This window comes from Pseudonocardia xinjiangensis (genome assembly GCF_050948425.1).
In the GTDB taxonomy this organism is placed as follows: domain Bacteria; phylum Actinomycetota; class Actinomycetes; order Mycobacteriales; family Pseudonocardiaceae; genus Pseudonocardia; species Pseudonocardia xinjiangensis.
The window spans coordinates 1,490,095-1,504,880 of the sequence record NZ_CP192009.1 but is presented as its reverse complement, the minus strand read 5'-3'; the positions used below and the strand labels follow the sequence as shown (position 1 = coordinate 1,504,880).

10 protein-coding genes and 1 pseudogene are annotated in these 14,786 nt (G+C 72.7%); 3 read left to right on the top strand and 8 right to left on the bottom strand.

From position 1 onward, the window contains the following. Window positions 1-3: 3 nt before the first annotated feature. The 8 genes and pseudogenes from ACQPZA_RS07215 to ACQPZA_RS07180 all read right to left on the bottom strand — a co-directional run bounded on the left by ACQPZA_RS07215 (window position 4) and on the right by ACQPZA_RS07180 (window position 10,717). Window positions 4-1,374, bottom strand: coding sequence for a copper resistance protein CopC (locus tag ACQPZA_RS07215; RefSeq protein WP_433279479.1), 1,371 nt, complete (start codon window positions 1,372-1,374; stop codon window positions 4-6). Further along, window positions 1,371-2,174, bottom strand: a complete 804-nt coding sequence (locus tag ACQPZA_RS07210; protein ID WP_433279477.1) for a DUF1775 domain-containing protein — start codon at window positions 2,172-2,174, stop codon at window positions 1,371-1,373. Before ACQPZA_RS07210 ends, ACQPZA_RS07215 begins: the two co-directional genes overlap by 4 nt. Before the next feature lie 69 nt (window positions 2,175-2,243). Then, on the bottom strand, window positions 2,244-4,448 hold the full coding sequence (locus tag ACQPZA_RS07205) for a copper oxidase (RefSeq protein WP_433279475.1): 2,205 nt from the start codon (window positions 4,446-4,448) through the stop codon (window positions 2,244-2,246). Window positions 4,449-4,763: 315 nt separating this feature from the next. Beyond that, complete coding sequence (locus ACQPZA_RS07200; RefSeq protein WP_433279473.1) at window positions 4,764-6,125, bottom strand: PepSY-associated TM helix domain-containing protein; 1,362 nt, start codon at window positions 6,123-6,125, stop codon at window positions 4,764-4,766. Between the two features lie 637 nt (window positions 6,126-6,762). Then, window positions 6,763-7,998 carry an NAD(P)/FAD-dependent oxidoreductase gene (locus tag ACQPZA_RS07195; protein ID WP_433279471.1) on the bottom strand — a complete coding sequence of 412 codons (1,236 nt, stop codon included), beginning with the start codon at window positions 7,996-7,998 and terminating at the stop codon, window positions 6,763-6,765. A gap of 1 nt (window position 7,999) precedes the next feature. Further along, complete coding sequence (locus tag ACQPZA_RS07190) at window positions 8,000-8,320, bottom strand: 2Fe-2S iron-sulfur cluster-binding protein (protein ID WP_433279469.1); 321 nt, start codon at window positions 8,318-8,320, stop codon at window positions 8,000-8,002. A 280-nt stretch (window positions 8,321-8,600) separates the two neighbouring features. Beyond that, window positions 8,601-10,098: pseudogene (locus tag ACQPZA_RS07185) on the bottom strand (amidohydrolase). 4 nt (window positions 10,099-10,102) lie between these two features. Next, window positions 10,103-10,717: an MSMEG_1061 family FMN-dependent PPOX-type flavoprotein gene (locus ACQPZA_RS07180; RefSeq protein WP_433279467.1), complete on the bottom strand. Its 615-nt coding sequence runs from the start codon at window positions 10,715-10,717 to the stop codon at window positions 10,103-10,105. 50 nt (window positions 10,718-10,767) lie between these two features. On the opposite strand from ACQPZA_RS07180, the gene ACQPZA_RS07175 reads away from it, so the two are divergent. The 3 genes from ACQPZA_RS07175 to ACQPZA_RS07165 are packed head-to-tail and all read left to right on the top strand — an operon-like array spanning window position 10,768 to window position 14,730. After that, on the top strand, window positions 10,768-11,640 hold the full coding sequence (locus ACQPZA_RS07175) for an ABC transporter ATP-binding protein (RefSeq protein ID WP_433279465.1): 873 nt from the start codon (window positions 10,768-10,770) through the stop codon (window positions 11,638-11,640). Further along, window positions 11,637-12,632, top strand: a complete 996-nt coding sequence (locus tag ACQPZA_RS07170; RefSeq protein ID WP_433279463.1) for an ABC transporter substrate-binding protein — start codon at window positions 11,637-11,639, stop codon at window positions 12,630-12,632. The genes ACQPZA_RS07175 and ACQPZA_RS07170 overlap by 4 nt, the downstream gene beginning before the upstream one ends. A gap of 4 nt (window positions 12,633-12,636) precedes the next feature. Further along, window positions 12,637-14,730 (top strand): iron ABC transporter permease, encoded by a 2,094-nt coding sequence (locus ACQPZA_RS07165; RefSeq protein ID WP_433279462.1) that lies wholly within the window; start codon window positions 12,637-12,639, stop codon window positions 14,728-14,730. The last annotated feature ends 56 nt before the right edge of the window (window positions 14,731-14,786 follow it).

Here is a 14,786-nt window from a genome sequence, read left to right as displayed (position 1 = left end):
GACTCATCGCACGCCGGGCACGTGGGTGCGGATCTGCTGGTCACCGCCGGTCGACCCGCCGAGTGCGAGCTGGGACCGGCCCGTGTCCGACACCGCGGCCGCGACCAGCGCCACGGCCACAGCGCCCGTGGCGACCGCAGCCAGCCGGCGCAGCCGCACCCGCCCGGGCAGGTCCAGCCCTCGGACGTCCGCGCGGCGGCGCATCCACCGGCGGCCGGCCAGCCCGGTGCCGACAACCAGCGCCACCAGCACGAGCAGCGCGACGAGCTGCCACCCGCCCGCCGTGCCCGCCGCGACCGTGAGCAGGAGCAACCCGCACACCGGCATGAGGCGGGCGAGCCGCGGCACGGCGACCCGCAGCACGGAGTCCCCGGCGCCCCGCAGCAGGAGCCACAGCACCACCGGACCGCCGACGGAGACCGCCACCGCGAGCAGCAGCGCGATCTCCGCACCGAGCACGAGCGGTGCCGGCCCCTCCGGATCGTGCGGCCGGGAGAAACCCCACGTCGCGATCAGCGCGGCCGCACCGCCGAGCACAGCGGCCGCCCGGAACCGTCGCTGTGCAGCCGTGACGTCGGACGGGCCCGTCAGCAGCTGGACGAGCCCGAGGGCCACCGGCACCAGCACGAGCAGCCGGGCCAGCAGCCCGGCGCCGATGTCCGACCCGAGCGTGCCCGACAGCAGGGCGGGATCGAACGCTTCGCCCAGCGACGTCCGGGCGGCGTACGCGCCGAAGGAGACGATGGTGCCGAGCGTGGTCAGGACCAGCGTCCACCACGCGTACTTGATGAGCCGGCCCGCTGGCGCGTACCGGACACCGGCAGGCCACGCCGCCACGAGGACGAAGGTCACGCCGACCCCGAGCGTCAACGCGGCGGTGGCGGCCAGCCGGAACGCCGTGTGGACCACGGTGACGACCGGGTCCCGCTCGGTCGCGATCTCCGGCACGCGCACGGGCGTCGTCGGGGCGAACACGGCAAAGCTGGACGTTCCGCTGATCGGCTCGAGCCGGCTGGACGGCAACGACCACGCCACCGAGTAGGTCCCGGCGTACCGGGTGGGCGGCATCGCCACCGCGAGGGTGTCCGCGGCGCCCGCTGGGTTGCGCGGCCGACCGGCTACGACCTGCTCGCCGGACGGGCTGGTCATGCGCACCGTGGCCAGTCCGGCGGGCACCGGCCGGTCGAAGGTGAGCCGCACCTCGTCGGGGGACTTGACGAGCTCGCCCGCACCCGGCGACACGGACACCAGCACCGGGTCTCCGCCCGGCATCGGCATCGCGGCGAGCAGAGTCCCCCAGCAGGCCGCGACGACGATCAGGAGACCGAGCACGCCCCGAGCGAGAGCCGGAGGGGGCGTGCACGCCGGGGTCATCGCCTGACCTCCCGCTCCGGCACCGCCTCCACCGGGGTACGGATCTCCTCCGGCCTCGTCGCGGGCTTGCGCCGCTGCACGAACCCGTAGCCGACGACGGCGACGGTGGCGACCAGGACGCCGGCCACCAGCAGGAACCAGATCGTCAGGTCGGCCTCCTGCGCGGCTGCGGCGTCGTCGACGACCGCGGCACCACTCGTGGCCGGAGCGCTGCCGGCCCCGCCGGGCGCGCTCCCGACCGGCTGGTCGGCCTGGGCTGCTGCGGCGCCCGGAACGAGGACGATCGTCGGCGCCCCGGGGTCGCCGGGCGCTGCCGGGTCGGTCCACCGCTCGACGCTGCCGTCGGCGTAACCCTGCTCGGCGGTGAACACCAGCCGGCCGTCCGACGGGAGCGGGCCTGCAGTGACGAGGAACTGCTCGAACCGGCTCGGGGCCACCTCGCCGCCCTCCCACACGATCGAGGCCGCGGCCTCGTCGAACACCTGGTCGCCGACGGTGACCGGCGGGTCGAGGGGTCGCATCTCGACCGTCGCTGTCCATCTGCCGGCCCGGGCGACCTCGACGGCCGGAATCGCGACATCGGTGGGGAAGGTGAGCTCGAGCCTCGTGGTCGGCACGTCACGTTCGTTGGCGAGGCGGACGGCGAACGTCTGGGTTCCTCCGCCGTCCACGGTTCCGGGCACGATGGTCACCCGCGCGAACGCGGCAGGCGACAGGACCAGCATGCTGATCGCGGACACCAGCACGGTCGTGAGAATCGCGGTCAGGACTCGGGGACGGGACTTCCGGCTGCAGGCCATGGGGAGACTCCTCAAGGGGAACGGTCCGGGGCTGGGCGCGGGCCCAGCCCCGGACCTGCGGTGGATCGATCAGCAGTCGGACTTGCTGATGGGGTTGAGCTGCTCGCAGGTCAGCTCTTCCCGCCAGCCCTCGGGGACCTGCTGGGACCAGCCGTTGTAGACGAGCGGGATGGCCACGACGCCCTGGCCGCCCACTCCGGGGTACGCGACGAGCTCGTCGTCGGTGGCGGTGTCCGCGGTCTGCCCCAGTACCATCTGGCCGGCCACGGCGGCGTCGGTGATGTCGCCGTCACCGTTCGGGTCGACGTCGATGATCTGCATCGCGTTGGAGAACTTGTTGGACACGTAGGCGTAGTAGCCACCGCCCTTCTTGGCGCCGAAGTTGGCGCCGTGGCAACCGGCGTTGCAGGGCAGGTCCTTGATCACCTTGTTGGTGTCCGGGTCGATCACCGAGACCGTCTGGGACAGGGTGTTCGCCGCCAGCATCGCCTTGCCGTCCGGGCTGACCGGGAGCTGGATGGTCAGGCCGCCCCATGGGCCGGTGGGGCCGGTCCGCGGGTCGTAGTTCTCCCAGAGGTCGATTTCCGCGCTGTGCGCCACGCCGCCCTCGGTGGCGCATGCGTCCTCCGCCAGCGAGACGCACGTGATGCTCATGCCCAGGAAGTTGGACAGGTACGCCTTCTTCGAGTCCGGCGTCATCGACGTGGCGATCGGGAACTCCCCGACCGGGTCGTGCCGGACGGTGCCCGACTCCATGTCGACGATGACGGCCTCGCTGGTCATCGTGTTCGGGGCCACGACCGTCTTGCCGTCGTGGCTGGTCCAGTGCGCGTGCGGGTGGGGCGTCATGCTGTTCCCGGGGTCGGTGTGAATGCGGCGGGTGATCTCCGTCGCGCCCGGGGCCAGCTCGACGATGTCCGTGCCGGCGTTGATACCGACCACCAGCTGGTCGGTGTCCGGCCTGGTCATCACGTGCGCGGGGGCCGGCCCGACCTCGACGGTCCGGACGTGCTCACCGGTCTCCCGGTCGAACACGCTGAGATCGTCGTCGAACCACTGGGTCTGGTAGAGGTACTTGTACTCCTTGTCGGTCCACATGTTGTGCGGGTTGTTCATGTTGATCTCGGGGGCTGCGATCTTCCGCTCGACCGTCCAGTCCTCGACGTTGATCCTGGTCGTGGCGCCGTGCTTCTCCTTGCCGGCGTAGTCCTCCATCTGGGTGTCGATCCAGACCTCACCCACGCCGGGAACAGCAGGCTGCTCGTTCAGCGGCGGCAGCATCTTGGGGTAGCTGAAGTACTGGTCGTAGTAGACGTCCAGGTTGGGGACCAGCAGCGGGTTCCCGTCCGCGTCGTACTGCAGGATCGGGGCCGGCGGCTGGAACGGGTTCCAGGCCACCTCCTCGGTTGCGCTGTACATCTGCCAGTTGTTCGGGTTGGTGATGGTGAAGAACGCATTCACCAGCCGCTGGATGATGTCCGCGTTCGACGGAACGGGCTCATCCTTTCCGTTCACCAGCAGGCTCTTGCCGAAGTCCAGACCCAACGTGAGCGGGTCGTCGACCACGACCGCGCCGAGCATGTAGGGCGCGACCGAGTCCGCGAAGGCGTACAAGCCGGGCTCGGTGAGCTGGATCGTCCTCTTGCCGAAGAATGCGCCTTCCATGTTCTCGTACGGGAAACCGTCGGCCTCGGCAGGCGCGATCAGCCCGACCGGGTTGCGGATTCCTTCGGACCTGCTCGGGTCGACGTTGAACGTCACCGAGACCGGCGGTCCCTCGATCGCGAACTCCGCGAGCGAGTCGAGCACGCCCTGCAGATCCACGCCGACCGGGAGGTCGGTCAGGTTGACCGGCACGCCGGCCGGCAGCCCGGCCACCTGGGTGGTGAGCTGCCCGATCAACGACTCGGCCTCGAGGGCGAGTCCCGCGGCCTCCGGCGTGGCCTGGCCGATCCCCTTGACGGCGGCCAGGGTCTGGTCCAGGCCGAGCGCGTCACCCACGCCCGGTGCCGACCCACCTACCAGGCCATTGGTGAGGCCGTTGAGATCGCTCGGCAGCAGCGGGCCCCCCACCCCGGGGACGGCGACGCTGGTGCCCAGCCGCGGCAGTACGGCGACCGCGAGCGACTGGCTGCCGAACAGGTTGAGCCCGGAGTCGAACCACTTGCCGTTCTCATCGGTCAGATCGAAGGTGATCGGCAGTGGGCCGACTCCGATCGGTTGCTGCGCCACGGCAGGCGACACGGTCACCGCCGTGGCGCCGAGCGCCGCCATCACCGTTACTACGGCGATGCGACGTCGTCGCTTTCCGATTCCCAGCGAGCCCTGGGGAGCGGTTACGGACATGGGTTTCCTCTCTTGCTTGGTACTGACTGATTACTGCCCCACCGGACGTGCTGGTCGGGGAGCGCGGGAAGTGAATCATGCCCATTGTTGCCGGATTCAGCGCAGGCGTTAACCGAACGTAAATTCAGCGCGGGCACACAATGGTTTCGTCGAGCGACTTTCCGCATGGTTTTTGCGCACGCCGAAAACACGGACGCCGGTGCCGATTACAGCCCCGACCTACCTATCGGGGGATTTCCTGGCTCAGCGGGCCGGCCCGGCGGCCGTACCCCGTTTCCGGACGCGGCCGACGATCAGGTCGAGGAGAAGGAAGGCGCCGAGGGTCACGCCGAGAACCGGCATCGCCCAGGCGGCGAGCACCGTCACCAGCACGACGCCGAGCACCGCGCGCGGGGAGAGGCGGGCGTCCCCCGGCCCAGGCCCTGCGCTCCGGACGGGCCGGTTGCGCCACCACATGCGGCAGCCGACCACGAGCAGGACGAGAGCTCCGACGGCCACGGCCGCCAGGACGATCTGGTTGACCAGCCCGAGCAGCGTGCCGCTGTGGGCCTGGATGCCGAGCGTCGTCAGCTTGGCCAGTAGCGGGTATTCCGCCCAGGTGAGATGGTCGGTGAGCTCGGCGGTGTAGGGGTTGATCGCGACCGCGTCGCGGCGGATCGGCAGGCCGTCGGCCGTCTCGGCCACGCGGAACTGGCGATCCGCCGCGGCCGGCGGGGTGACGGTCAGGGGACGGTCGAGCCCGGCCCCCTCGGCCACGGCGAGGGCCCGGTCGAGCGACATCGGCTCCACCCCGGGCAGCACGCCGACCGGCGGGACGGCGAGCGCAGGCGTGCGGGCGCCCAGCAGTTCGATCGCGTCGTCCACCCGGGCACCGGCGTAGTTCGACCAGGTCAGCCCGGTGACGCTGAGGGCGAGGAGCCCGACGCTCAGCCACAGCCCCAGAGCGCCGTGGATGCTGCGGAGGCGTGACTCCGGCGACCCGGCCAGCCGCGGCGCCAGCAACGCGCGGGCCGTGCGCCTGCGCCGACCCCCGATCCACAGGAGGAGCCCACCGAGCACCACCACCGGCAGCCAGCCGGCGACGAACTCGGCGTAGAGCCGGCCCACGTCGCCCAGGTGCAGGTTCCCGTGCAGCTCGCGCAGCCATGCCAGCATCGGCGAGCGGCCACCGACGGTGGTGATCTCGCCGAGCACCTCGTTGTCGGAGGGGTCGACGTAGACGGCACGGGCCTCCGTGTCGGCGAGACCGGGCTCGTCCAGGACGACGACCGTGCTCCGGCCGGTCGGCGGCACCTGCACGGACGCCAGCTCCGCTCCCGGCCGGGTCGCCAGCGCCGCCGCCACCTGCTCGGACACCGGCCGGGGTGCGGCGCCGCCGGTGTCGACGTACCACAGATCGCGGTAGCCGACCTCGTCGATGGAGGGTGCGACCGCGTAGGCGAGCCCCGTGAGGCACAGCACCGCGAGAAAGGGGGCGATCGCGAGACCGGCGAGAAGGTGGACCCGACGGGCGAGCCTGCGCAGAGCGATACCCGGCGGCGGGGTGGGGCCGGAGCCGCGCGGCGCGGGCTGGTCGGGCGAGCCGGTCTCGATCGTCGCGGACATCAGGCGGCCCCGGCTCGCGGGACCGGCCCCACGGCAGGGACGGAGGCCGGCCTGGGGCCGAGCGGCGGTGCCGGTGCGTACGGGCGGCGGCCGAGCGTCGAGATGACGAACCCCGACACCAATCCCACCAGCGCCGAGATGACGAATCCCGATACCAACCCCACCAGCGACAGTGCTTTTCCGGCGGACCGTCGCGGGTTGTCTACAGCCATTGACGTTCACCCTTTCGCCGCCCTGTGCGGCGGTTGACTTGTCGTCGACCCGACTTGTTCGACATGCGAGGAAAATGCGGACGAGAACACGAGGGCGTGCGGAATCGCCGCGAGAGCCGGAAGGGATCGGCTCGATTTCTGAGCGGTCACCCTGGGTCGCGGGATGCGTAATGCTTGCACGAATGGAGTAACAGCGAAGTACGTTTGGGTGACTCGTCCGTTACGTCCCACCCCACCCTGATGTCCATCTCGGGTGAGACGTCCGTCACGCAACGTTTACGACCATTTGGCCTAGTCAGTCGTTTGCCGGGCGGCCCGCGACCCGGCGGCGGGACACACCCGGCCGGACGCAGGAAAGCCACTTTCCTGCCCTGAGAGGGCCTGAAAGTGGCTTTCCTGAACTTCCCCGGGGCTCGCCCCGGCTGTCACGCGACGGCGGACTCCCCGGCGATCACGCGGCGGGCCAGTGCCCGCAGGTTGTAGTCGACGTCCAGCAGCTCGGACTCGGTGGGGGTCATGCGGTCCAGCAGCCGGCGGGCCGCCAGGTGGGTGCCCGGGTCGTTGACCGACTCGACCGCGGTCAGGAGTCCGTTCCGGAAGCAGAGGACGGAGAAGCGCGCTGCGCCGCCGCTGACGACCCGCCGATCGTGCTCCCCCGCGACGTCGACCAGCTGCAGCTTCAGCGATCCCTGGTTGCTCCAGAACCACGGCACCGCGTGGTAGCGCCGCGTCTCGCCGAGAATGCGTGAGGCGACGTAGCGCCCCTGATCGGTCGCGTTCTGGATGGACTCCAGCCGCCGGGCCGTTCCGGTGGCCGGGTCGCGCACCACCGCGCAGTCACCGATCGCGCTGATCCGGGGGTCGGAGGTGGTGAGCCACGGGTCGACCAGCACGCCGTTGTCCGTGGCCAGGCCCGCCGCAGCGGCCAGGCCGTCCTCGGCGGTCGCGCCCACGCCGAGCACGACGAGGTCCGCAGGCAGCAATGTGCCGCGGTCGGTCATCACCCCGGTGGCGCGGCCGTCGCGGCCGACCACCCTCGCCGCTCGCTCACCCAGGCACAGCCGGACCCCCTCGGCGCGGTGGTGCGCGGCGACGGCGTCGGACACCGGCGGGGTCACCACCCGGCTGAGCACCCGGTCGTTCACCTCGAGCACGGACACGTCGACACCACGCTTGCGCGCCGCGCTCGCGATCTCCATGCCGATGAACCCGCCGCCCAGGACGACCAGCCGCTTGGCCCCGGCCAGCGAGCTGCGCAGCGCGAGCGCGTCGTCGAGCGTGCGCAGCTCGGCCACCCCGTGCAGCGCCACGCCGGGCAGGTCGAGCCGGCGCGGGGTGGCGCCGGTGGCGAGTACCAGGTGGTCGTAACCCACGCACCGGCCGCCCGCGAGCTCCACCACCCGCCTGGCCCGGTCGACGGCGACCGCCGGCCCGGCGATCAGCGAGATCCGGCGGTCGTCGAAGAAGGCCTCGGGACGCAACGAGAACGCGGCCGGGTCCGCGCCGTCGTCGAGCATCTCCTTCGACAGCGGCGGCCGCTCGTACGGGGTGCGCCCCTCGGCGCCGACCACCGTCACCGGCCCGGGGTAGCCGCCCGCGCGCAGTGCGGCCGCGGCTTCCACACCGGCGTGCCCTGCGCCGACCAGCACGACACCGCTCACCTCACACCTGCTTCACCGGGACGCGGACGACCAGCTCGGCGCCGTCCTGGGTGGGTACGAGCTGGCAGCTCAACCGGCTGTTCTCCGCCCGCGGGGCGGCCGTCCACTCCAGCATGTCCTCCTCGTCGTCCGAGGGCGGGGCGAACTGCTCGGTGCTGTGGTCCAGGTAGACATGGCAGGTGCCGCATGTGGCCGAGCCCCCGCATTCACCGACGATTCCCGGCACCTGGTTGGCCAATGCGGCTTTCATCAGGCTCGTGGCGACAGCCACCTGGACGGTCTGTTGTGAGCCGTCGTCGTTGACGTAGGTGATACTGGGCACGGCCATCTCCTCTTCGTGGTCAGCGGATCGGTGGCGGCGATGGCGACAATCGGCCCCGGTCGAGAGCGAATGGCCGGCGAAACGGCAATCCTTCGCGGCAGACTTCGACCTGAAGGCAATGAGTCGGTGCGGCTGCGCCTCCGTTCGCCCTGGAACTGGACCGCCGAGCGGACCCACGCACTATGTCCAACGGGCGTAACTGGAAGATCGCGCACAGTAAAGACAACGTAACGAAGAACTCAATGACCGGTCCGGTAGCAGTGAGGTCGCGACCCCCCGATCACCGCGCGTCCAGGCCCGCCCGGTGCGTCCAGCGGCCGCCGACCATCGTCCCCACCACCGGCAACGTGCGCAGCGCCGGGGCATCCAGCTCTGCGGGGTCGTCCTCGGTGACGATCAGGTCGGCCCGCCTGCCGACGCCGACCGGTCCGTCCGGCCCGTTCGACGCGGCGAGCGCGACGTCGAAGGGAATCTCCTGCTCGGGGTGCCAGCTCGGCCGATCGTCGGCGCTGCGACGGACGGCGGCGGCGATGGCGACCCACGGGTCGAGCGGGGCGACCGGGGCATCCGACCCGAGCACGAGCCCGGCCCCGGCGTCCCGCAGCGAACGGTAGGGGAAGGCGCGGCCGGTCCGCCCCTTCCAGTAGCGGTCGGCGACGTCGCGGTCGTCGACGACGTGCTCGGGCTGCACGCTCGCGACGACCCCGAGCTCGGCGAACCGGGCCACGTCGGGTTCGGACAGCAACTGGGCGTGCTCGATACGGCCGCGGGCACCGCTGGCGGCGAACGCGTCGAGCGCGAGGGTGTTCGCCCGGTCGCCGATGGCGTGCACCGCGACGTCGATCCCGGCGGCAGTGGCCCGGCGCAGCAGCGGCACGAGATCCTCGGGCGCCACGAGCAGGACGCCGCACGGGTGCGCCGTTCCCTCGAGTCCCGGGTAGGGGTCCTGGCAGTAGGCGGTGCGGGTGTTGAGGGACCCGTCGCTCACGACCTTGAGCGGGCCCATGGTGAGGAGTCCGGCCGTGCCGGGGATCGGGTCGCCGGTGCGCAGCCCGCGCGAGATCGCCTCATCGAGATGGGACGGCCACACCGACGACACGACCCGCAGGGAGGTACAGCCGCGGGCGACCCGGCCGGCCCAGGCGTCGAGCTGCCACGGCGCCTCGAAGTCGACGATGCCGACCACTCCCCGCGCCGCCGCCTCCTGCGCGGCCTCGCGCGCCCAGACGTCGAGCAGGTGCGCCGGCACCTTCCGGGTGTCCTCCATGATGGGGTGCCAGTCGGTCTCCCGGAGCACCCCGGTGGGATGGGGCGGCCCAGCCGTAGGTCCGCGCGGCGGCGGAGTTCAGCCAGCAGCAGTGGAGATCGGCGGAGACGAGCACGACCGGTGTCCCGCCGGTTACCGGGTCGAGCAGGGCGCGATGCGGCGCGTCGGGCCAGAGCGCATCCCGGAACCCGACGCCGACGAGCGCGGTGTCCCGCTCCGGCGGGTCGGTGCGCATCCGCCGGGCCACCAGCTCCACGACCTCGCCTGCCGACCGCGCCGAGCCGAGATCGAGCCGACGGCGCGCCAGCGTCCACTGGTCGAAGTGCACGTGGTTGTCCCACAACCCGGGCAGAACACTGCGCCCGTCGAGCGGCACCACCTCGGCGCCACGAGATGCGGTCAGCTCCGGGCCGAGCGCGGTCACGACGCCTGCCTCGATCGTGATGTCCACGATCCGGCCCGCCACCCGGGCCGAGCGCAGCAGGAGCGCGCCGTCCCCGTGATCGTCCATCCGCTCAGTATCGGTTGACGCGGGCGTCGTGGCGCAATGCCGCATCGATCACCCGGGCCGGCGCCGGAACGCCGTGCTGGCTCCGCACCATCTGCCCGGCCGACGGCACGTCTTTCGCGGCGGGCCACGTCTCCGGATCCCAGAGCGCCGACCGCGCGAACGCCTTCGTGCAGTGCAGGAACAGCTCGTCGACGGTGACCTCGATCGCGAGGTCCGGGGTGACTCCGGCGACCGTCAGCCGGGGCAGGTAGGGGGCTTCCGCGACCACCCGGGCGGTGCCGTTCACCCGGAGCGTGTCGCCGACCCCGGGCACGATGAAGAGCATTCCCACGGCGGGGTTGCCGAGGATGTTGCGCATGCTGTCGAGGCGGCGGTTGCCCTTGCGGTCGCCGAACGCGAGCGTCCTGGCGTCGAGCACGAGCACGCTGCCTGCAGGGTCGCCACGCGGCGAGACGTCACACGACCCGTCGGCCCCGCTGGTGGCGAGGATGAACATCGGGCTGGCGGCGATGAACCGCGCGGACGCGTCGTCGATGTGATCGATCGCCTTGGCCGCGATCGCGGCCGAGGGGTCGCGCACGTACTCGCGGAGCTCGGACTCACTACTGATCGTGCGCATCTGATCAATGCCCCCCTTGCGCTCAAGTAAAGGTAGCCTATCCTCCGTTCGTGCTCCCCGCTCCCCGACCGGCCACCGAGCTGCACGGCGTCGGACTCGACCTCGGCTACCACGGCGTCGACGTCGTGCACGGGGCCGGCGTCCGGCTGCGTTCCGGCTTCGTCACGGCGCTGGTGGGACCGAACGGCAGCGGCAAGTCGACCCTGCTGCGGGCGCTCGCGCGGCTGCACCGGCCCCGGAGCGGGCAGATCCTGATCGGCGGCGACCGCGATCCCCAAGCGCTGGATGCGCTCGCCCTGACCCGCCGCGAGTTCGCCCGCCGCGTCACCCTGCTCGCGCAGAGCCGGCCGGTGCCGGTCGGCCTCTCGGTGCGCGATGTGGTCGGCTTCGGCCGCCACCCCTACCGCGGCCGGTTCGGCCGCGAGGACGTCGCCGGCCCGGCCGTGGTGGCGCGAGCGATGGAGGCGACCCGCGTGGCGGGCATCGGCGACCGCCCCGTCGACGAGCTGTCCGGCGGCCAGCTGCAGCGCGTCTGGCTCGCCTGCTGCCTGGCCCAGGACACGGGCGTCCTGCTGCTCGACGAGCCGACCAACCACCTCGACCTGCGCTACCAGGTCGAGATGCTCGAACTGATGCGCGATCTCGCCGACGACGACCAGGTGGCGGTCGGCGTGGTGCTGCACGACCTGGAGCACGCCGCTGCCGTCGCCGACGAGGTCGCGCTGCTCGCCGACGGGCGGGTGCGCGCCGCCGGCCCACCGGAGGCCGTGCTCACCGGCGAGATCCTCACCGCGGCCTACGGGATCGAGGTCGCGGTCGACCACGACCCGGTCACGGAGTCCCTGCGCATCCGGCCGGTGGGCCGGCACAGCACGCGCAGGAAGGGAACCGCGACAGCGGGAAGTACGGAGGAGACCAGATGAGACGATCCTGGCGGCGCGGTCCAGGGGCGGCGGTGACCGTCCTGGTCGCCGTGGCGCTCGCCGGTTGCGGCACCACGGAGGCGCCGGACGACGCGGGGTCAACACCCACCACCGGCAACAGCGCACCCATCACCGTCACCGACGGACGTGGCCGGCAGGTCACCCTCGACGGTCCGGCGACCAGGCCGGTCGGGCTCGAGTGGAACGTCGCCGAGCACCTGGTCTCGCTGGGCGTGCCGCCGGTCGGTGTCGCCGACGTCGAGGGGTACACCAACTGGGTCAAGGCCGCACCGCTGGCAGGCGATGTCACCGACGTCGGGGTGCGGGGTGAGCCGAGCGTCGAGGCGATCGCCGCCCTGCGCCCGGACCTCGTCCTCGCCACCACCGACCTGCCCGATGGCGCCGTCACGCAGCTGGAGGCGATCGCGCCCGTGGTGCTCGTGCGTCCGGCCGACGCCTCCGACAGCATCGGCCAGATGCGCCGCAACGTCGAGCTGGTCGCCACGCTCACCGGCACCCAGGCCGCTGCGCAGCGCGTGCTCGCCGACTTCGACACCGCACTCACCGACGGCGCGGCGCGGCTGGCGGCAGCCGGCCTGGCCGGGCGCCGGTTCGCCTTCGCCGACGGCTACCTCGACGGTGGGCGCCTCTCGATCCGCCCGTTCACCGAGGGATCGCTGGTCGAGTCGGTGTCGCAGGAGCTCGGCCTCGTCAACGCGTGGCCACTCTCCGGCGACGCCGACTACGGCCTCGCCACGACCGACGTCGAGGGCCTGACCACGCTCGGGGACGTCGAGTTCGTCTACTACGCCAACGACGCCGACGGCCCCGACCCCTTCGTCGACGGGCTCGCGGGCAACGCGGTGTGGGCGTCGCTGCCGTTCGTGCAGGCCGGCAACGTCACGCGGCTCCCGGACGGGATCTGGATGTTCGGCGGGCCGGCATCGATGAGGCAGTACGTCGACGCCGTCACCGCGGCACTGGCCGGCTGAGACGGTGGGCAGGGCCGGGGTCTCGGAGGTCTCCGCCGACCCGCGGCCGGCGCCGCGTGCGGTGCCGTCGCGCGTCGCCGCCGCTGCCGTGCTGGGGGTCGGCGCGGTGCTGCTGCTCGCCGCCGTGCACCTCACCCAGGGCACATCGGGTGTCGGGGTCGGCCAGTTGCTGGCGCTGCTCACCGGATCGGGCACCGACGGGACCGCCGCGGTGCTGGTCGCCTCGCGCGTGCCCCGGCTGCTCGCCGCCGTCGTGGTCGGGGCGGCGCTGGGTGCGGCAGGCGCCGTGCTGCAGTCCGTCAGCCGCAACGCGCTCGCCTCGCCGGACACCCTCGGGGTCGACGCGGGCGCGTACTTCGCGGTCGTCGCCGCCGCGGCGTTCGGCCTGGTCGTGCCCGTCGAGCTGTCGGCACTGCTCGCGTTCGCCGGCGGTCTCGCCGCCGCGGCGCTCGTCTTCGCGCTGTCGGGCGGCGGCACGGGGCCGACCCGGCTCGTGCTGGCCGGGTCCGCGGTCGCACTCGCGCTCTTCTCGCTCACGAGCGTGCTCCTGCTGCTGTTCTCGCAGGAGACCTCGGGGCTCTACGCCTGGGGCAGCGGTCAGCTCGCGCAGACCGGGCTCGACGCGGTGACCCGGATGAGTCCGGTCGTGCTGCTCGCCCTCGCCGGTCTCGTCGGGCTCGGCCGCAGGCTCGACGTCCTCGGCCTCGGCGACGACACCGCGGCGGTGCTGGGCGTCCCGGTCCGCCGCACCCGCGTGCTCGTGACCGTGCTCGCGGTGCTGCTCTCCGCCTCCGCGGTGACGGTGGCGGGCCCGGTCGGCTTCGTGGGCCTGTGCGCGCCCGCCGTCCTCCGGCTCGTCGCGCCGCTCGTTCCCGGGCTGCGCCGGCACCGGGTGCTGCTGCCCATGTCCGCGCTGGCCGGGGTCGGTGTGGTGCTCGCGGCCGACGTGCTCGTGCGGCTCGTGCTCGGCGGGCAGGGCGGCGTCGAGGTGCCGACGGGGGTGGTGACCACCCTCTTCGGTGCGGTCGTCCTGGTGGCCGTGGCCCGCCGGTTCCGCGAGTCGGGCCCGGTGCGGCAGGTCGCCGCCGCGCACCCGGGGCGGCTGCGTGACCGCCGGGGCTTCCTCGTCGTGCTCGCCGTGACACTCGCCGCCACCGCGGTCGTGGCCGCGGGTGGCCTGCTGCTCGGTGACACGCTGCTCCTCGCAGGCGACGTCCTCAACTGGTTCACCGGTCGCGCCGGCCCGATCACCACGTTCGTGCTGGACACGCGGGTGCCGCGCGTGGTCGCAGCCCTGTTCGCGGGAGCCGGGCTCGCGGTGGCAGGCACGGCCGTGCAGGCGGTCTGCCGCAACCCGCTCGCCGAGCCCGCTCTCCTCGGCGTCAGCGGCGGCGCGGGGGTCGCGGCCGTCGTGGTGATCACGGTCGTCCCGGCCGTCGGGGTCTGGACGCTCGCCGGCAGCGCCGCGCTCGGTGCGCTGCTCGCCGCCGCACTCGTGTTCGGGCTCGCCGTGCGTGGCGGCATGGCGTCCGACCGGCTCGTCCTGATCGGCGTCGGGGTCTCCTACGGGGCCATGGCGCTCATCACCGTCATGATCGTGTCCACCGACCCGTTCAACGAGACGAAGGCGCTCACCTGGCTGGCCGGCTCGACGTACGGGCGCACGTTCCCGCAGGTGTTGCCCGTGGTCGGTGCGTTGCTGCTCGCCCTCGCGCTGTTCGCCGGGCGGCGTCACGAGCTCGACCTCCTCGCCGTCGACGACGACACCCCGCAGGTGCTCGGCATCCGGCTCTCCCGGACCCGGGTGCTGCTGCTGGGCGCCGCGGCGCTGCTCACCGCCACCGCCGTCGCCGCGATCGGCGTGCTCGCGTTCGTCGGGCTCGTCGCCCCGCACGCCGCGCGCGCCCTCGTCGGGGCCCGGCACGCCCGCGTGCTCCCGGTCGCCGCCCTGCTCGGCGCGCTGCTCGTCGGGCTCGCCGACGCCGTCGGCCGCACCGTCATCGCGCCGGCCCAGCTGCCCGCGGGCGCGCTCACGTCGCTGATCGGCACGCCGTACTTCGCGTGGCTGCTCTGGCGCTCCCGGCGGCCGGCGGCCTGACGGTTCCGGGGCGGGTCGGCGCGGGGACGTCCGGCACATCGCCGCCGACCGGGTTA